Raw genomic sequence first — 17,332 nt, forward strand, 5'->3', positions numbered from 1 at the left:
ATCCTGACCGAGCAGAACGTGCAGGCCAGCCTGCGCACGCTGGGCCCGGACGACGTGCTGATCGCGCCCAAGCTGGATGGCCTCACCTCGGCTGATTTCGAGCGCGCCCGCGAGTTCATGCTGCTGGGCGAATTGCAGGCCGAGGCGCTGGTGCTGCGCATGCAGGATCTGAAAGTGAGCGAGTCGGACTATGCGGCGTGGCTGGCGGCGCGCCAGCAGCGCATCGCGCCACCGGTGCCGCTGCAGTTCGTGCGCTTCGAAGGCACGGAGCGCACCAAGCCCGCCAATCGCTCCGACATCCTGGCCACCCAGCCTGGTCAGGTGTTCGACCTCGCCAAGGCCGAGCGGGACACCACGGTGCTGGCCGCCTCGGGTGACTACCTGCGCACCGACTACCGCCTGGTTCGCGATGAATCCGGGCGCGAGGGCCTGGTCTTCGACCTGGAAGACAAGCCCTGGGGGCCGAACTACCTGCAGATGGGCGTCGACTTCGTCGCCGACAACCGCGGCCGCAGTGCCTTCAACCTCAAGCTCGTGCACAACCGGCACTGGCTGGATGCGCACGGCAGCGAATGGCGCAATGCCGTGCGCATCGGCTCGGCGCCGGGGCTCAGCAGCGAATGGTACCGGCCGATGGACTGGCGTCTGCCGGACGGGCTCAGCGGCTTCGTGGCCGTGCAGGGCACGCACCAGCGCGAGCGGGTGGACTACTACGCCGATCCGGATCGCGACGTCTCGGCTCGGGTGGACCGCGCCCGCACGGCCGTCCAACTCGACATCGGGGCCAACTGGCGTGAACTGGGTGAGATCCGTCTGGGCCTGGTGGACGAGGTGCGCCGTGACCGGGTCACGCTGGCCGCCGACGGTGCGCTGCTGCGCAACCTGTTGCCCGATGGCGTGGCACGCTGGCGCGAACAGGGCCTGCGTCTGCGTGCGGTGTTCGACCAGCTCGACCACGCCTTCTTCCCGACGCGCGGCTGGCGCATCGAGGCGGCGGCCACGTGGGCGCACAGCCGCCAGCGCGATGGCCAACCCGGCGAGGACGGCTTCGTGCGGCATCTGCATGCACAAGGCCAATGGGTGCAGTCATGGGGCGATCACACCCTGAACCTGGGCGGCCGCCTGGGTCTGTCCGATGGCGTCATGCCGCTGGCGCCGCGTTATGGCCTGGGTGGCTTCCAGCAGCTATCCGGCTATGGCACCTACCAGGTCAGCGGCCAGCAGGTCGGGCTGGTGCGCGCGGTGTACCAGGTGCGCCTGCCGGGCCCCGGCTTCACGCGCGGGCTGTTTGCGGGCACCAGCGTCGAAGCCGGCAACGCGTGGGATCGGCCCGAGCAGTTCTGGCAGGGCCGCAAGCGCATTGGCACCAGCCTCTACCTGGGCCGCGACACGGTGGTGGGGCCGGTGTATGCGGCGGTGCTGCACAGCCCCGCTGTGGGGCCCACCCTGATGGTGTTCGTGGGCCGGCCTTGACCGAAGCCAGGCCGACGCTCAGACGCGGCTGAGCGCGTGGCCCACGGTGGCGCGCAGGTGCTCCACCAGATGCGGGCCGATCTTCACGAGCGGCATCACATCCTGCACGGCGCCGGCCGCAATGGCCTCACGCGGCATGCCGAACACCACGCAGCTGGCCTCGTCCTGCGCCAGGCAGTAGGCGCCGGCGTCGCGCATCTCGCGCATGGCCCGGGCGCCGTCGGCCCCCATGCCGGTCAGCATCACGCCGATGGCATTGGGCCCGGCCACGCGGGCCGCCGACTTGAACAGCACCTCGACGCTGGGCTTGTGCCGGTTCACCGGCTCGCCATCCTGCACCCGCGCGATGTAGTTGGCCCCCGAGCGCTCCACGCTCAGGTGCAGCCCGCCCGGGGCGATGTAGGCATGGCCGGGCAGCACCCGCTCCCCGTCCGTCGCTTCCTTGACGCGGATGCGGCACAGGCCATCCAGCCGCGCGGCATAGCTGCGCGTGAAGCCCGGCGGCATGTGCTGCGTGATCATCACGGCCGGGAAGTCGGCTGGCAGCGAGGTCAGCACTTCCTTGGTGGCTTCGGTGCCCCCTGTCGAGGCGCCGATGAAGAGGATCTTCTCAGTCGACAGCCTGCCCAGCGGCGAGCTGGTCGGCGCGGCCGGCCGTGGTGCGGCGGCTCGGTGCTCGGCGCTCGGTGCATGAGCCGGGTGGGCGACGGCTGCTGCGGCGGCCGCGGTGGTGGGGGGCAGGCGGCTGATGCGGGCCTTGGCCGCAATGCGGACCTTGTCCGTGATGTCATCGGCCAGTTGCCGCAGGCCATCGGCCACGCCGATCTTCGGCTTGGCCACGAAGTCGATGGCACCCAGCTCCAGCGCCTTCAGCGTCACCTCGGCGCCACGCTCGGTCAGCGTCGACACCATCACGACCGGCATCGGGCGCAGGCGCATCAGCTTGGACAGGAAGTCGATGCCATCCATGCGCGGCATTTCGACATCCAGCGTGATCACGTCCGGATTGAGGTTGCGGATCATCTCGCGCGCGACGAACGGGTCGCTGGCCGCGCCGATGCAGGTCATGTCGGGCTGACGGTTGATGATCTCGGTCAGCATGCTGCGGACCAGGGCGGAATCGTCCACCACCACCACGCGGATCTTGGCCATGTTCTTGTCTCCGTGGGCTCAGAAAAGGTCGATGGAGCCGCCGGTGCTGGCCACAGGCGTGACCTTCTGCGCAGCCAGGCGCTCCTGCTGGATGATGGCCTCGGGGTTGCTCGGCGCCAGGCGTTTCACCATGGCCTTGCCGCTGTACGGCAGGAAGCACACCTTGCGCGGGTAGATGTCGAGCACGTCCTTCGAGACCACCGGGATGCGTTCGGTCTTGAGGTAGTCCATCACGAAGGCCGTGTTGCGCTCGCCGACGTTGATGGTGTTCATGCCGGTGATCACGGCGCCGCCGCCGAACACCTTGGCTTCCATCGTCATCCGCGATGCGCCCTTCTTCATCATCTCGTTGATGAGCAGTTCCATCGCAAACGAGCCATAGCGGCCCGAATCGCTGGCCCCACCACCGTTGTCGGGCAGCATGAAGTGGTTCATTCCGCCGACCTTGGCCTGGCGGTCCCACAGGCACACGGCGATGCACGAACCGAGCGTCGTCATGATGAGCAGGTCTTCGTCGTACACGAAGTACTCGCCAGGCAGGATCTTGACCGCCTCGGCCTTGAAGTGGGCGTCGTAGAAGAAGAACGAGGCCTCGCCCGGCTTCGGGATGCGGGCCTTCAGGCGGTCCAGCCGGTCGCTGCGCTGGCCCATAGGGCTTGCCTGCAGCCGGGCTGGGGGCGGGGTGCCGGGGCGTGCGCCCATCGGGGTGGTGCTGATCATCGCTTGTCCTTGTCTCCAGCCTGTCCGTCAGACCCTGTCATAGACCGTCTTGCCGCGCAAGTGAAAGAGGTCGCGGGAATCGGTGAAGTTTTCCGAGTGGCCCACGAACAGCAGGCCCTTCGGCTTCATCACGCCGTGAATGCGCTCGAGCACCTTGCGCTGGGTCGGGCCATCGAAATAGATCATCACGTTGCGGCAGAACACGATGTCGAAGGGCTCGCCGAGCTGCCAGCTCGTCTGCATCAGGTTGAAGGGCCGGAACTCCACCATGCGGGCCAGTTCGGGCTTGACGCGGATGCTGCCTTCGTTCGCGCCCTTGCCGCGCAGAAAGAAGTTGCGCAGACGCTGCGGACTCAGGCCGCGGGCGTCGGCCGTGTACACCGCACGCGACGCAGTGGTCAGCACATTGGTGTCGATGTCGCTGCACAGGATCTTCACCGGCGCGTGCAGGCCCAGCGACTCGGCCACCGTGATGGCCAGCGAGTAGGGCTCCTCACCGGTCGAGGCGGCGCAGCACCAGATGCGCGTGGGCGTCGAGCCGCGGGCCTTGAGCCACTCGGCCAGCGCGTGGAAGTGGTGCTCCTCGCGGAAAAAGCTGGTCAGGTTGGTCGTGAGGCAGTTCACGAACTCCTGCCACTCGCTGCCGGTGTGGCTTTCCAGCCAGCGCAGGTAGCTCTCGAACGACTGGTGGCCTGTTTCGCGCAGCCGGCGCGACAGGCGGCTGTAGACCATCGCCTGCTTGCCTTCGTGCAGGCTGATGCCGGCCCGCTCGTAGATCAGCGCCCGCACCCGGGCGAAGTCCCGGGGGTGGAACTCGAACTCCCGGTCATTGAGAGCGGGGGACAGGTCAGGCGCAATGGGTTGCATGACAGGCAGACGGTTGGCGACGGCAAACGGCCGCCTAGGTTTATCGGCCGGAATGTGGCGATCCTTGAGCTTGCCGTGGTCGCACACCCCGTGAAACGTGCAAGCTCGCACAGGAAAGGGCGCTTATTCAAGGGCTTGCGCATGGTGCAACTGCTAGACTGGAACCCAGCTTTACCAGCCTCATGGGGTCTGCCATCGCCACCCTGGATCTCGAAACACCTGTTGCCGTGCCCCTCGCCGAGGGTGTGGCCGAACTGCGCCTGGAGATGGCACTCAGCTTGCTGAGCCAGGCCGGATGGGTGCCACCCGCCGGGATGTCGCCCGGTTCGGCCGAATGGATGCAGGCCGTCATCGACGGACTGTGTGATCTGTCCAGCCGCGATGCCCTCACGGGCCTGGCCAACCGCCGGCAGTTCGAGGCCGCGATCGCCCGCGAGATCGACCGCGTCGCGCGCGTGGGCGAGCCGGCCTTGCTGCTCATCGCCGACATCGACCACTTCAAGAAGGTCAACGACTGCCACGGTCATGCTGCCGGGGACATGGTGATCCAGTCCGTCGCAGCGTGTCTGCAGGACTGCGTGCGCCCGATGGACCTCGTGGCGCGGCTGGGCGGAGAAGAGTTCGCGATCATCCTGCCCAACTGCCCGCCGGCGTTCGGCCAGACGGTCGCCGAGCGCATCCGCAAGCGGGTGCAGGTCTGCCCCGTCGCCGTCATCGGCGGCCAGCAGCTTTCCGTCACCGTCAGCATCGGCGGGGCGTTTGCGCCGCAGTGGGTCCGTTCGTCGGCGGTCCTGTGGTCCGAGCGCGCCGACCAGCAGCTTTACCGCGCCAAGACCGAAGGCCGCAACCGGACCTGCCTCGACATGCCCCCCCTGACGGTGGTGAGTGCCGAGGAAAAAGGGCTGTTGTTCAGCGGCCTTGCGCAATCTGACCCGTTTTTGGCCTCAGGTCTGCCCGATGACCTGCCGAAAACCACCGAATGATGGTGTCCATGTCCGCCTCCGCCCCTCCAAAACCCACCGCGTCTGCACGCATTGCCCGCACGCTGGCCATTACCAGCGGCAAGGGCGGTGTCGGCAAGACCTTTGTCAGTGCCAACCTGGCGGCGGCCCTCAGCCGACAGGGCCTCAAGGTGCTGGTGCTGGATGCCGACCTTGGCCTGGCCAACCTCGACGTGGTGCTCAACCTGTACCCGAAGATCACGCTGCACGACGTCTTCACCGGCAAGGCGCAGCTGGAAGAAGCCATCCTGCCTGCGCCGGGTGGTTTCTCGGTGCTGCTGGCGGGCTCGGGTCTGGTCGAGTATTCGCGCCTCACACCCGAAGTGCGTGACCAGCTGCAAGGCATCTTCGAGGCTGTCAAGCCGCGCTTCGACATCATCCTGATCGACACCGGTGCCGGCATTTCCGACGTGGTGTTGCATGCCGTCTCGATGGCGCAAGACGTGGTCGTCGTGGCCACCCCTGAGCCCACCTCCCTGACCGACGCCTACGCCACCATCAAGGTGCTGTCGGCGCAGCAAGGGCGCGATGTGCTGAACCTGGTCGTGAATCAGGTGGGCCGCCCTGGAGACGGCCGCGCCATCTGCAACCAGCTTCAGCAGGTGGTCGAGCGTTTCGTGCAGGGGCCCAACGGGACACCCCCACGCCTGCAGTTGCTCGGCGACATTCCGCTCGACACGGCGGTGCGCGAGGCCGTGCGCAAGCGCTCACTGCTGCTCGAGCTGCACCCGGGCAGCGCGGCCGCACAGGGCATTCTGCAGGTGGCGGCGCGGCTGGCTGCGCCTCGCTGACCCGGGGCGCTGGCCGGCCTGCTAGAGTCCCGCCCCATGTCTGCAAGCGATACCGATACCGATACCGACGACCTGAGCCAGCCCACGGCCTACGAGTTGCTGGGCGGCGACGTGCGCGTGCGCGAACTGGTCGACCGTTTCTACGACCTGATGGACCTCGAGCCCGCCTACCGCGAACTCCGTGCCGTGCACGGCGGCACCCTCGACGAGGCCCGCGACAAGCTCTACTGGTTCCTCAGCGGCTGGCTCGGCGGCCCGAACCACTACATCGAGCGCTTCGGCCATCCCCGCCTGCGGGCGCGGCACATGCCGTTTCCGATCGGCATCCGCGAGCGCGACCAGTGGGTGGGGTGCATGGACCAGGCCATGGCCGACATCGGGGTCGACGCCGACCTGGTGCCGCGTCTTCAGAAGGCCTTCTTCCAGACCGCCGACTGGATGCGCAACCAGGGCGTCTGACGCCGAGACAGGTCAGCCCCCGCTGGGCGCACCGGGCTTGGTGGTGGACTGCAGCAGCACCACCACCGCGCCGTGACCGCCTTCATCGGCCCGCGCCTGCACGAACGCCAGCACCCGCTCGCTCTGCACCAGCCAGCGGTGCACCTTGTCCTTGAGCACGGGCTGGCGGCCGGGCGACCCCAGTCCCTTGCCGTGCACGACGCGCACACAGCGCCATCCCTTGGTCTGGGCCTCGCGCAGGAAACCGACCAGCCGCTCGCGCGCCTCATCGGTGCGCAGGCCGTGCAGATCAAGCTCGCCTTGCAGAGCCCACACACCGCGGCGCAGCTTGCGCACGACGTCGATGCCGATCTCGGTGCGCCGCCATGACAGCGAGGCATCGGTTTCCAGCAGACTTTCGACGTCGAACTCGTCGGACAGCGATTCCTTGAGCACGGCCTGTTCGTCCTGCTGCTTGCTGGCCGGCACGGGCTCGGGGCGCGGGCCGCCCCCCAGGATGCGGCCGGTGTCAGGCAGCCGGTTGACCTGCCCCACCGAGCGTTTGAACAGCTCGGCTTCGGCCTCGTGACGGCGTTGTGCGGCCTCGCGCTGCGCGCGTTCGGCGCGTTCGCGTTCGAGGCGGGCGGCCGTTTCCTTCGCCGCTTGCTTCAATGCCTTCTTGAGGTCGGCAAAGTCGCGCAGCGGCGTGGACGAGGGGGCCTGAGAGGGGGGCTTGGTCCCGTTTTTCACGGGGTCAAGCCTAACTCAAGATGCAGGCTGTTCCGGGGCGCGTCGCATCGGGAGTCGCCCCAGCACCTGGGCGGGGTCAGATCAGTCCGCGCTCGGCAAACGACAGGGCCCCGCCTCGGCCCACCACCACGTGGTCCAGCACCTTCACGTCGATGAGGTTCAGGCTGCTCTTGAGTGTCTGCGTCAGCAGCTCGTCGGCCCGCGAAGGTTCGAGCACGCCCGAGGGATGGTTGTGAGCCAGGATGACGCTGCCTGCGTTGAGCGCCAGCGTGCGCTTGACGACCTCTCTCGGGTACACCGAGGTCTGCGTGAGTGAGCCCCTGAAGAGCTCCTCGCAGGCCAGCAGCCGATGCTGGGCATCCAGAAACACCACGGCAAACACCTCGTGGGGCAGGGCGCCCAGCCGCATCTGCAGGTAGTCCTTCACCGCCTGCGGCGAGTTGAACACGGGCTGCGCCTGCAGGGTGCCGCTCAGGCCGCGGCGTGCCATCTCCATCACGGCCAGCAGCTCGGCGCGCTTGGCTGGGCCCAGGCCCTTCAGGCCCTTGAGCTGGGCCGGCTCCGCGTGCAGCAGGCCTGCAAAGCCGCCCAGCTCGCCCAGCAGCTTCTCGGCCAGTTGCAGCACGCCCAGCCCCTTCATGCCCGTGCGCAGCAGCAAGGCCAGCAACTCGGCGTCAGCCAGTGCGCCAGGGCCGAGTGCCAGCAGTTTTTCCCGTGGCCGCATGGCGGCAGGCAGGTCCTTCATCGTGTCTTCCCGTTTTTTGCGGGCGATTGTCGGCAGCGCCGATCAACCCGCCCATCCTCCTGATTGGTGGACTGCGGCAAAATCATGCTTTTCCTGCCTCCACGGAAGCCGCCCCATCTCCAGGCGGTCCTGACCATGACCTCTGCTGCGCCCACCGTTCAACCCGGCTCGTTCCTGACCTTGCATTACCGTCTGGCCGGGCCGGATGGCGAAGACCTGGTCAACACCTTCAACGACAAGCCGGCCACGCTGTCCATCGGCTCCAACGAGCTGTCGCCTGCCCTGGAGGCCCGCCTTGTGGGCCTGTCGGAGGGCACCCGCACCGTCATCGAGCTTGAGCCCGGAGAGGCTTTCGGCCCGCGCAACCCGGAGATGGTGCAGAAGGTGGCGCTGTCGCTGCTGCGCCAGCTGGGCGACCCGGACGAGACCTGGAACGTCGGCGACGTGGTGCAGTTCCCCACGCCCGATGGCAGCGGCTCGTTTGCCGGCGTCGTGCGCGAAACCACCGACGAGTGGGCGCTGTTCGACTTCAACCACCCCCTGGCCGGCCAGCCCGTCACCTTCGAGGTGCAGCTGATCGGCGTGCTGTGAGGACCGCCCTGTGCCCATGACGCCCCACGTGCAGGACGTCCTGCTGGCCGAACCCCGCGGCTTCTGCGCCGGGGTCGACCGCGCCATCGAGATCGTCGAGCGGGCGCTGGCCCAGTTCGGCGCGCCGATCTACGTACGCCACGAGATCGTCCACAACACCTACGTCGTCAACGATCTCAAGGCCAAGGGCGCCATCTTCATCGAGGATCTGGCCGAGGTGCCCGCGGGCGCCACGCTGATCTTCAGCGCCCACGGTGTCAGCCAGGAAGTGCGCCAGGAGGCCGAACGCCGCGGCTTCAGCATCTTCGACGCCACTTGCCCGCTGGTCACCAAGGTGCACATCGAGGTGGCCAAGTTGCGCCGTGAGGGCTACGAGTTCCTGATGATCGGGCACAAGGGGCACCCGGAGGTCGAAGGCACGATGGGCCAGCTGTCCGACGGCATCTACCTCGTCGAAGACATCGACGACGTGGCGCGCGTGCACGTGCACAACCCCGAGAAGCTGGCCGTCGTCACGCAGACCACCCTGTCGGTGGACGATGCGGCCGGCATTCTTGCGGCCATCAAGGCGCGCTTCCCGCACATCCGCGAGCCCAAGCAGCAGGACATCTGCTATGCCACCCAGAACCGGCAGGACGCCGTGAAGATCATGGCGCCCCAGGTGGACGTGGTCATCGTGGTGGGCAGCCCGACCAGCTCGAACAGCAACCGCCTGCGTGAACTCGCCGAGCGCCTCGGTACGCCGGCCTACATGGTCGATTGCCCGGAAGACCTGCAGTCCAGCTGGTTCGAAGGCCGCCCGCGCGTCGGGCTCACGGCCGGGGCCTCGGCGCCCGACGTGCTCGTGCAGCGCGTCATCGGCCAGCTCAAGGCGCTGGGCGCCGCTTCGGTGCGCCGCATGCAGGGCGTGGAAGAGCACGTGCGCTTCCCGCTGCCCAAAGGCCTGGGCGGCACCGGCCTCGATCGCCCGCTGCCTTCCGAACGAGGCCAGGCCTGATCGCCCCTCGACACCTCCGAATCTCTCTTATCGAAACACACCATGCTCGACATCGCTCTGCTGCGCAAAGACCTCGACGGCGTGCTCGCCAAACTGGCCTGGCGCAAGAACCCGCAGCCCTTCCTCGACGAGGCGCGCTTCCGTGAGCTGGAGGCCGAGCGCAAGCGCATCCAGACCCGCACGGAAGAGTTGCAGGCCCAGCGCAACAGCCTGTCCAAGCAGATCGGCATGCTCAAGGGCAAGGCAGCCAAGGGCGAAGACACCGCAGCCGAGGTCGACCGCGTGATGGCCGAAGTGGCCAGCATTGCCAATGAACTGAAGGCCTCCGCCGAGCGCCTGGAGAGCATCCAGACCGAGCTGCTCGCGATGTTGCAGGCCGTGCCCAACCTGCCGCAAGACGGCGTGCCCGTGGGCTCGGACGAGACGGGCAACGTCGAGGTGCGCCGCTGGGGCACCCCGGGCGCGTATGCCTTCACCGTGCGCGACCACGTCGACCTCGGCGAGAAGCTCGGCCTCGACTTCGAAACAGGCTCGAAGCTGTCGGGTGCACGTTTCACTTTCATGAAGGGCCCCATCGCCCGCCTGCACCGCGCGCTGGCCGCATTCATGCTGGATGTGCAGACCCAGGAGCACGGCTACACCGAGTGCTACACACCCTACCTGGTGAAGGCGCCGGCGCTGCAGGGAACGGGCCAGCTGCCCAAGTTCGAGCAGGACCTCTTCCACGTCACCTCGGGCGATGCGGAAGACGCCGACAGCAAGTGGTACCTGATCCCCACCAGCGAGGTCACGCTCACCAACACCGTGGCCGACACCATCGTGCAGTTGGACCAGCTGCCGATCAAGCTCACGGGCCACACGCCGTGTTTCCGCTCGGAAGCGGGCAGCGCCGGCCGTGACACCCGCGGCATGATCCGTCAGCACCAGTTCGACAAGGTCGAGATGGTGCAGATCACCACGCCCGAGCAGAGCAACGCCGCGCTGGAAGAGATGGTCGGCCACGCCGAAGCCATCCTGCAGAAGCTGGAGCTGCCGTACCGCGTGATGGCCCTGTGCACGGGCGACATGGGCTTTGGCGCTGCGCGCACCTACGACCTGGAGGTGTGGCTGCCCGCGCAGAACACCTACCGCGAGATCAGCTCGTGCTCGAACTGTGAGGCCTTCCAGTCGCGCCGCATGCAGGCCCGCTTCAAGAACGCGCAGGGCAAGAACGAACTGGTCCACACGCTCAACGGTTCTGGCCTGGCCGTGGGCCGCGCGCTGGTGGCCGTGCTGGAGAACCACCAGCAGGCCGATGGCAGCATCCGCGTGCCGGCGGCACTGCGTCCTTATCTGGGGGGCGCCGAGGTGTTGTCGGCCTGACGCAACGCGCGGGGCCGGGCGGGGTGCAGGGCAAAAACCTGCTATAGTCGCGGTCTACGCCGTTGACCACGGATGCACCGTTTTCAGGAGAGGTGGCAGAGTGGTCGAATGTACCTGACTCGAAATCAGGCGTACGTGCATAACGTACCGTGGGTTCGAATCCCACCCTCTCCGCCAATACGAAACCCTAAGTGATTGATTCACTTAGGGTTTTTTGGTTTTTGTGATGGAGCGCTCGTTCAGGCCCATCAAAAGTGCCACCATACAATAAACAGGTGTTCTTCAGCGGCCATAGCCGCAATGAGTGCGGGAACACCTCAGAGCACAGGTCGTCAACGGGAGTGACATGTCGGCCACCACAACTAGAAAACCTAAGCAGAACGCGCCATCTGACGTTGAGGTGCGTCGCGCAATTGTCGAGCAGACGGGGGCGACCGTGCGGTTCCTCGTGGGGTGTGCTGTGGCAGGCTTCGTCGCGTGGTGCGCGAAGGAAGCCACCATCGCCCTCGCAGGCCTGAAAACCGAGGCAAACATCGCGGTTTCTTTCTTGAATAAGACTGAGTTAGCCGTTACGCTCGGTTGGATGGTAGGGCTCGGAGGCGTTGCCTACGGCAACCGTGAGCGCAAGCTTCGTAAGAAGACCGTCGCCCGGTTGGAGGGACGTGTTAGGAACTTCGAACTCGGCCTGGATCCAACAAGAAGCTCCAGCGGGCTTACCGCAGAAGGCGATACCAACCCGGGGGATCACTAATGACCGCGCTCTTTAGCTTGATTTCGATTTCGTTGATCTGTTTTGTCCTGGTGCCGCTGTACAACAGGACGAGAGTCGATAACCTGAGGCAGGAACTGTTTGCTGTTCGAGACAGCCTCTTCGATGAGGCTGCCCGCGGCAATATCGCGTTCGACAGTCGCGCATATCTGGCTACTCGTACGGTGCTGAACGGGTTGATCAGATTCGGCCACAAACTTAGCCTGACCCGGCTACTCGTGATTCTTCTTCTGCTCCCGCGGGACGCTGGCAGTCATACCAGTGCCGCTATCCTGAAGGCTTTCAACGCTTCGCCAGTCAGTGATCGTAGGCTTTGTGAGACGCACATGTTCCAGGCACATCTCGCAATCACTAAGCACCTTCTTGGATCACCGTACATGATCGTGCTGGCTCCGCTGGTTGCAGTGTTTGCGATCGTCGTCCGAGCCAAGCGAGCTGCCCCTCTCGCTAAGCAGATTGTCCAGAGTTCCCGGCGCCAGTTTTCGCGGCTTGATGAGGTGGCACATCGCGAGGGCATGAACGGCCCTGCACCTTACCTATCCGCCTGCTGAAGGCGTTTCCGCTCCCAGCTAGGGGCCCGCTATGCGGGCCCCCTTTTTTTTTTTTCCTTCTCTAGTCCCTGAGTGATCCCCGTGAACAGGGGGGTGCCCCTGACTCTGCCTCTCGGCCCGACATTGCTCCTGTGTTTATCTCAGGAGCAATCAATTGACCTCTCGAACGACCAACAAGGCCCGCTCGCCGGGCCCCCTTGATGCGCTCGCGGTGCCCGACGCGCTGCTGCGCATCGCGCTCGTTGAAACGCTTACGGGACTGTCGCGGCAGACCATCTATCGGAAGGTGCAAGCCGGTGACTTCTGCCGCCCCATCAAGCTGAGCTCACGGTGCACTCGATGGCGCGCCGGTGACGTTCATGCCTGGCTGGTGTCTCGCAAGGAGGCGGCCCATGCATGATCCCAACACCGTGCACCGCTCCCGCCGCTATAGCTGCGGCCTCGGCTATTCGGTCGAGTTTCACCTGGTCGGCAACCAGCTTGGTGCTACCTGGTCCCCCCGCATGCCGCAGGGGCGAGACTCCCGTCGGACCCTGGATCGATACCGCCAGGGGCGTGATGCCTTCTTGGCCGACGTGTCCCGCGCCCATGGGCTGCGGGTCGCCGTGATGGAGGTGCCCCAATGAGCACGACCTACAGCACTGACGACCTGGCGAAGGCTGCCGGACGGGATCCCGAACACCTCCGTGGATCGGTCCGCGCCGGCTTGCTCCGACCCGATGTGGTCGAGGGCGGGGAGTTGCGGTGGTCGCACCGCGCCTTTGCTGCTGCCTTGTCCAAGCTTCGCCCGGTACCTGCGACCGGACCAGCCCTCAGCGAAGCATTTCAGCAGCTCGACGCGGCCGTGCGCGGCATGGTCTCGAATGCCGTGCCAGAAGGAGACGCACATGCCCAAGTCTGATGCACTGTCCTTTGGCGTGGTCGGCTTGGCCGCCGCGCTCCATAGCACCCCCGACGAGGTACGCGCTCTGGTGAGCGCCGGGGCGATCAAACCTGAGTTCGTGGAGGCGAAAGCGCCGCGGTGGTCGGTGCTTGCACTGGCTGATCTGGTCAAAGAGCTTCTGCCGGTGCGCCAAGGGGATCGGCAGGCGACGTTGCAGCGTGCGGTGCCTGGTCAGCAAGCACTTGAGCGTGCATACCAAGCCGAGTACGGATCTCAGAAGGGAGGCGCCAATGGATGACCAGGTGCGTGCACTGCTTGGCCTAGCCGAGCTCGCAAAAGAAGCGCCCCCGCCAGCGGCAACCGGCGAGGGCGCGAACAAAAGCATTGACGCCGCAATTCTGGGCACCGCCTGCGAAGCGGTCAACCCCGTAACCCAGTCAGCTCGCCGGTACGTCGCCAACGGCTGGGCCGTGGTGCCGATCGCCAAGGGCACCAAGGGCCCCAGCGCGAAGGGCTGGAATCGGCGTGACCGCTGCGTGACGACCGCAGCCGATTGCGAGCGCATCACCGAAGGGCTGGGCCTGGCCCATGCCTACAGCGGGACGTGCGCCCTGGATGTGGACGACCTGGCCCTGGCGATCCCCTGGCTGGCCGAGCGTGGCGTCGACCTGGACGCGTTGATGCACGCTCCGGATGCGGTCGGCATTTCCAGTGGCCGCCCGGGTCGCTGCAAGCTGCTGTATCGCCTGCCCGAGGGCGTGGCGCCGCTGCCGTCCAAGGTGCTGACGCACGACGCCGGCCTGGAGTTGCGTTGCGCCACGGCGGACGGCCTGACCGTGCAGGACGTGCTGCCGCCGTCCACCCATCCCGATACCGGCACGCCTTACGCCTGGTGGATCGGCGACGACCTGGTGGGCCACTGGTCCACCCCGCCAACCTTGCCGGCCGAGTTGCTTGCAGTGTGGCGCGACTTGCTGCAGCCGGCGGCAGCTGTCGCGGCCCGCGCACCGGTGGGCGTCGACGTGGAGACCATCACAGCATGCCTGGACGCCATCCCGCCGGGCGACCTGCCTTACGAGTCGCACTCGGGGCCCAGTTGGCTCGGGGTCGGCATGGCGTTGCACCACGAGACCGGCGGCCAGGGGTTCCAGCTCTGGGACGACTGGGCCAGCAGATCGCCGAAGTACAGCACACGCGAGTACGGCCTGGCCAAGTGGGAGAGCTTCGGCAAGCGGGAGGGCGGCTCGCTCACTCTGCGATCTCTTGCTCGCTGGGCCAATGAGCGCGGCGCCGGCATCGACCTGGATGCACCCGACGCATCGGAGTTCGAAGACCTGACGTCGAGCGAGCCAGACCCGGCGCGCTTCCAGTTCCTGCCGGCTGACCAGTTCATGGAGAGCCGGCCCGCCAGCTGGATCATCAAAGGGCTGGTGCCGCAAGCCGGCCTCGGCGTGATCTATGGCGAATCGGGCTCGGGAAAGAGCTTCCTGGTGCTCGACATGGCGCTGGCCATTACCAGGGGCACGGCATGGCGCGGCCACCGCGTGCGCCAGGGGAGCGTGGCCTATGTGTGCGCCGAAGGTGCCGGCGGCTTCCGTGGCCGCCTGCAAGCCTACAAACGACACGTCGCCGCTGACCTTGGTGGGTTCTTCGTGTTGGGCGACGCGCCAAACATCGTGGAGCGCAAGACCGTGGACGACCTCATTGCGGCGCTGCGAGCCCTGGGGTCTCTGTCGGTCGTGGTGCTCGACACCTGGGCCCAGGTGACGCCAGGAGCGAACGAGAACAGCGGCGAAGACATGGGCCAGGCGCTGGCCAACTGCCGCCGCATCCACCAGGCTACCGGCGCCTTGGTTCTTCTCGTCCACCACTCTGGCAAGGACGCGACTCGGGGCGCGCGTGGATGGTCGGGCCTCAAGGCGGCCGCCGACGTTGAACTGGAGGTGATCCGGGCCGACGATCAGCGCGCGGTGCGCGTGACCAAGCAGAAGGACGGGCAGGACGGCGAGGCCTTGGGCTTCCGCCTGCAGCCGGTGCTGCTGGGCGTGGACGAGGACGGTGACGACATCACCAGCTGCGTGGTGGAACACACCGATACAGGCGCACCGCCGCGCCGCCAAGTCGCCGGGCCGAAAGGGCAGCACCAGAAGCTTGTCGTGCGCGTGCTGCACGAATTGATGGGCCTGGACGTTGTCGGGGGCGTGTCGGTGCCTGATCTCGTTGATGCTGTCGTGCAGCAGATGGTGCCACCGGAGAAAGGGTCACAAGACAAGCGGCGCCGCAATGCCATGCGCGCGCTGGATTCATTGGTGGCAGACCGCGTGCTGCGCATCGAAGGCGGCAAGGTTGCCGCCCTCCCCTGATCCCATAACGTCCCGTTTCGTCCCATTCGGGACGTTATGGGACGGTATCCCATCCCGTCCCATTTCGTCCCCACTGTCCTTCCAGTCGTCCCATCCCATCCCACCACTCTAGGAAGTGGGATGGTGGGACGGTGCAAGGATTTGCTAGGCCGCCTCGCTGTCTTGCATGTCAGCATTTGTCAGGCTCTGCGCCGCCTCCCCCTGGCCGAACCTGCAAAAGTTCGCACGTTCAAGCCTTGGCGCTACGCATCGGGTGCGCGCGCGGGAGTGTGGCGCACACCATCCGCACAGCTGAAAAGGCGCACGCATCGCATGCGCGCGCGCATGCCGTACACAGCTCGTACACCTGGAAAAAAGGCCACCTGGCAGGGGTGCCCCTGACTCACCCGCATAGCCGCACATTGCCGGTACACCATCAACCATGGAGCGGCGATGAGCCTTACCCTCACCAAGCAGCAGGAGCTCGAGCGGCGCCTGGAAAGCCTGAAAACCGAGCAGCGGCTGGCCTCGCATGAGCTGGCAAAGAACCCTGGCAACAGCGACGCACTGAGCAAGCTGCTGGAGGCGCAGGCGGCGATCAAGGCTACCGAGCAGGCGCTGGGTGTTGTGGCGTCTGCTGTGGAGGCGTTCAACGAAGCCACTGCCCGAAGCGATCGGAAGAAGTTCTTGGTCGAGGCGACATCGGCACACCAGAAGGTGATGGACGCCATCTCGGCGCGACAACAAGCCGCCGCAGCCGCCGACGCAGCGATTGACGCGCTGGTGGTTGCACTTGACCAGCTCAGGGAGGCGTCAGAACCCGGCCGCGCCGCATTTGATCAGTGGCGTGCGGGCGTACGGTCTAGCACTCCCGGGGTCATGGGTGACGATCCGTGGGAGCTCGGCCTCGGGTACACGCACCCTGATCTCCATTGGTTCAGCCACGTCCTGGCACAGCGGCTCGACTTCGCGCTGCGGACGCGAATCAAGACCCATCCCTACATCTTGTTCAACTACTCGGAGACCAAGGTGCGGACGTTGGCAGCCTATAACGCGATGGCTTTGGCCACGTTCGCTTCGGTATCTGGTGCGGCGCATGATCGGCTGCAGAAGGCTGCCGGCGATGCCTGAGGTCGTCGGGGTCAACGTTCACGGGCGCCCTGTGGGCCAGTACCACCCGGGTGCCAAGCTGAGCGACGATGAGGCCCGGCGCCTGCTGGAGATGCGCGCACGTCTTGGCCTGGGCTACGGCAAGCTGGCCCGAATCTTCGGCATTTCCCGGACCCAGGCTCGCAACATCGTCATCGGCCGCAGCCGCGTCGTCCCGGTGGCCTGGCGTGAGGTCGGCTGATGGTGCGCACGCTGGTCGGAGTCAACGAGAACAACCGCAGGGTCGGTGAGTCGCACCCTCAGGCCAAGTTGACGGACAGAGACGCGGAGCGGCTGCAGGAGTTGCGCGAGCAGGGCATGGGCTGGGGAAAGCTGGCTGCCGTGTTCGACATCTCGAAGTCACAGGCCCGGCGCATTTGCCTGGGCCAAAAACGCCAGGTTGCCACCCGCTGGCGGTCGGCGCCCACATCGGAAGGAAGAACGCCATGAGCGCAGCCGATCACCGGGCAAGGTTCCAAGCATTCGCCCGGCAATTCGGGGTTCCCGAAGCGAAAGCACGCCAGCTATTGGTCGACGCCGGGGCACTGCCCTCGCTCAGCGCGAAGGTCGGGACGATCGACTATGCCGGCGTGGCTGCCACCCTGCGCCTGGAACCGGCGCAACCCGTGTCCGCACGGGCCCAACAGATCTACCCGGGCATGGAGCCCTGATCACTGGAGCAGCATGCCCAACCCTTACGACCACCTGGTGCAGCAGTTCAATCCCTACGACGACCTGCTCCAACAAGACA

General features: G+C 66.4%; 23 protein-coding genes and 1 tRNA gene. 19 read left to right on the forward strand and 5 right to left on the reverse strand.

What is annotated here, in order from left to right; genetic code table 11:
* Positions 1 to 1,473 (forward strand): BamA/TamA family outer membrane protein (locus Q0Z44_RS16160; protein ID WP_298014668.1); only part of this gene is annotated, 1,473 nt, incomplete at its 5' end.
* Between the two features lie 18 nt (positions 1,474 to 1,491).
* On the opposite strand, the gene Q0Z44_RS16165 is transcribed toward Q0Z44_RS16160, so the two are convergent.
* The 3 genes from Q0Z44_RS16165 to Q0Z44_RS16175 form a co-directional block, all read right to left on the reverse strand.
* The gene (locus Q0Z44_RS16165; protein WP_298014670.1) at positions 1,492 to 2,625 is read right to left on the reverse strand and encodes a chemotaxis response regulator protein-glutamate methylesterase; all 1,134 of its coding nucleotides are present in this window, start codon (positions 2,623 to 2,625) and stop codon (positions 1,492 to 1,494) included.
* Between the two features lie 18 nt (positions 2,626 to 2,643).
* The gene (gene cheD, locus Q0Z44_RS16170; RefSeq protein WP_298014698.1) at positions 2,644 to 3,276 is read right to left on the reverse strand and encodes a chemoreceptor glutamine deamidase CheD; all 633 of its coding nucleotides are present in this window, start codon (positions 3,274 to 3,276) and stop codon (positions 2,644 to 2,646) included.
* A gap of 96 nt (positions 3,277 to 3,372) precedes the next feature.
* The gene (locus Q0Z44_RS16175) at positions 3,373 to 4,212 is read right to left on the reverse strand and encodes a CheR family methyltransferase (protein ID WP_298014672.1); all 840 of its coding nucleotides are present in this window, start codon (positions 4,210 to 4,212) and stop codon (positions 3,373 to 3,375) included.
* 182 nt (positions 4,213 to 4,394) lie between these two features.
* Between Q0Z44_RS16175 and Q0Z44_RS16180 the strand changes: the two genes are divergently transcribed.
* The 3 genes from Q0Z44_RS16180 to Q0Z44_RS16190 are packed head-to-tail and all read left to right on the forward strand — an operon-like array spanning position 4,395 to position 6,463.
* Entirely contained in the window at positions 4,395 to 5,195 is an 801-nt protein-coding gene (locus tag Q0Z44_RS16180) for a GGDEF domain-containing protein (RefSeq protein WP_366517636.1), read from the forward strand.
* An 8-nt stretch (positions 5,196 to 5,203) separates the two neighbouring features.
* The gene (locus Q0Z44_RS16185) at positions 5,204 to 6,004 is read left to right on the forward strand and encodes a MinD/ParA family protein (RefSeq protein WP_298014674.1); all 801 of its coding nucleotides are present in this window, start codon (positions 5,204 to 5,206) and stop codon (positions 6,002 to 6,004) included.
* 36 nt (positions 6,005 to 6,040) lie between these two features.
* Positions 6,041 to 6,463, forward strand: coding sequence for a group II truncated hemoglobin (locus tag Q0Z44_RS16190; RefSeq protein WP_298014675.1), 423 nt, complete (start codon positions 6,041 to 6,043; stop codon positions 6,461 to 6,463).
* A gap of 12 nt (positions 6,464 to 6,475) precedes the next feature.
* Here Q0Z44_RS16190 and Q0Z44_RS16195 read toward each other — a convergent pair whose 3' ends face one another.
* Both Q0Z44_RS16195 and radC read right to left on the reverse strand, forming a co-directional pair.
* Positions 6,476 to 7,192, reverse strand: a complete 717-nt coding sequence (locus Q0Z44_RS16195; RefSeq protein WP_298014676.1) for a Smr/MutS family protein — start codon at positions 7,190 to 7,192, stop codon at positions 6,476 to 6,478.
* 76 nt (positions 7,193 to 7,268) lie between these two features.
* A complete protein-coding gene (radC, locus tag Q0Z44_RS16200) occupies positions 7,269 to 7,937 on the reverse strand; it encodes a DNA repair protein RadC (RefSeq protein WP_298014677.1) in 669 nt (222 codons plus the stop codon).
* A gap of 135 nt (positions 7,938 to 8,072) precedes the next feature.
* Here radC and Q0Z44_RS16205 point away from each other — a divergent pair, with 135 nt between their 5' ends.
* From Q0Z44_RS16205 to Q0Z44_RS16275, 15 genes are all read left to right on the forward strand, one after another.
* Positions 8,073 to 8,528, forward strand: a complete 456-nt coding sequence (locus Q0Z44_RS16205; protein ID WP_298014678.1) for an FKBP-type peptidyl-prolyl cis-trans isomerase — start codon at positions 8,073 to 8,075, stop codon at positions 8,526 to 8,528.
* A 16-nt stretch (positions 8,529 to 8,544) separates the two neighbouring features.
* Positions 8,545 to 9,525, forward strand: coding sequence for a 4-hydroxy-3-methylbut-2-enyl diphosphate reductase (ispH, locus tag Q0Z44_RS16210; RefSeq protein ID WP_298014679.1), 981 nt, complete (start codon positions 8,545 to 8,547; stop codon positions 9,523 to 9,525).
* A gap of 42 nt (positions 9,526 to 9,567) precedes the next feature.
* Positions 9,568 to 10,887 (forward strand): serine--tRNA ligase, encoded by a 1,320-nt coding sequence (serS, locus tag Q0Z44_RS16215; RefSeq protein WP_298014680.1) that lies wholly within the window; start codon positions 9,568 to 9,570, stop codon positions 10,885 to 10,887.
* An 86-nt stretch (positions 10,888 to 10,973) separates the two neighbouring features.
* A tRNA-Ser gene (locus Q0Z44_RS16220) sits at positions 10,974 to 11,064 on the forward strand.
* A 169-nt stretch (positions 11,065 to 11,233) separates the two neighbouring features.
* Entirely contained in the window at positions 11,234 to 11,638 is a 405-nt protein-coding gene (locus Q0Z44_RS16225; protein WP_298014681.1) for a hypothetical protein, read from the forward strand.
* Positions 11,638 to 12,207, forward strand: coding sequence for a hypothetical protein (locus Q0Z44_RS16230; protein ID WP_298014682.1), 570 nt, complete (start codon positions 11,638 to 11,640; stop codon positions 12,205 to 12,207). Before Q0Z44_RS16225 ends, Q0Z44_RS16230 begins: the two co-directional genes overlap by 1 nt.
* A 154-nt stretch (positions 12,208 to 12,361) precedes the next feature.
* Positions 12,362 to 12,607 carry an AlpA family phage regulatory protein gene (locus Q0Z44_RS16235; protein WP_298014683.1) on the forward strand — a complete coding sequence of 82 codons (246 nt, stop codon included), beginning with the start codon at positions 12,362 to 12,364 and terminating at the stop codon, positions 12,605 to 12,607.
* Positions 12,600 to 12,833: a hypothetical protein gene (locus Q0Z44_RS16240; RefSeq protein ID WP_298014684.1), complete on the forward strand. Its 234-nt coding sequence runs from the start codon at positions 12,600 to 12,602 to the stop codon at positions 12,831 to 12,833. Before Q0Z44_RS16235 ends, Q0Z44_RS16240 begins: the two co-directional genes overlap by 8 nt.
* A complete protein-coding gene (locus Q0Z44_RS16245; RefSeq protein ID WP_298014685.1) occupies positions 12,830 to 13,108 on the forward strand; it encodes a hypothetical protein in 279 nt (92 codons plus the stop codon). Before Q0Z44_RS16240 ends, Q0Z44_RS16245 begins: the two co-directional genes overlap by 4 nt.
* Positions 13,095 to 13,388 carry a hypothetical protein gene (locus tag Q0Z44_RS16250; RefSeq protein ID WP_298014686.1) on the forward strand — a complete coding sequence of 98 codons (294 nt, stop codon included), beginning with the start codon at positions 13,095 to 13,097 and terminating at the stop codon, positions 13,386 to 13,388. Before Q0Z44_RS16245 ends, Q0Z44_RS16250 begins: the two co-directional genes overlap by 14 nt.
* A complete protein-coding gene (locus tag Q0Z44_RS16255; RefSeq protein ID WP_298014687.1) occupies positions 13,381 to 15,453 on the forward strand; it encodes an AAA family ATPase in 2,073 nt (690 codons plus the stop codon). The genes Q0Z44_RS16250 and Q0Z44_RS16255 overlap by 8 nt, the downstream gene beginning before the upstream one ends.
* Positions 15,454 to 15,885: 432 nt before the next feature.
* Positions 15,886 to 16,563, forward strand: coding sequence for a hypothetical protein (locus tag Q0Z44_RS16260; RefSeq protein ID WP_298014688.1), 678 nt, complete (start codon positions 15,886 to 15,888; stop codon positions 16,561 to 16,563).
* Entirely contained in the window at positions 16,556 to 16,783 is a 228-nt protein-coding gene (locus Q0Z44_RS16265; protein ID WP_298014690.1) for a hypothetical protein, read from the forward strand. The genes Q0Z44_RS16260 and Q0Z44_RS16265 overlap by 8 nt, the downstream gene beginning before the upstream one ends.
* Entirely contained in the window at positions 16,783 to 17,031 is a 249-nt protein-coding gene (locus Q0Z44_RS16270) for a hypothetical protein (protein ID WP_298014693.1), read from the forward strand. Before Q0Z44_RS16265 ends, Q0Z44_RS16270 begins: the two co-directional genes overlap by 1 nt.
* Positions 17,028 to 17,252, forward strand: a complete 225-nt coding sequence (locus tag Q0Z44_RS16275; protein WP_298014695.1) for a hypothetical protein — start codon at positions 17,028 to 17,030, stop codon at positions 17,250 to 17,252. The genes Q0Z44_RS16270 and Q0Z44_RS16275 overlap by 4 nt, the downstream gene beginning before the upstream one ends.
* Positions 17,253 to 17,332: the final 80 nt, after the last annotated feature.

Source organism: uncultured Aquabacterium sp., from assembly GCF_947366995.1.
Lineage (GTDB): Bacteria > Pseudomonadota > Gammaproteobacteria > Burkholderiales > Burkholderiaceae_C > Aquabacterium.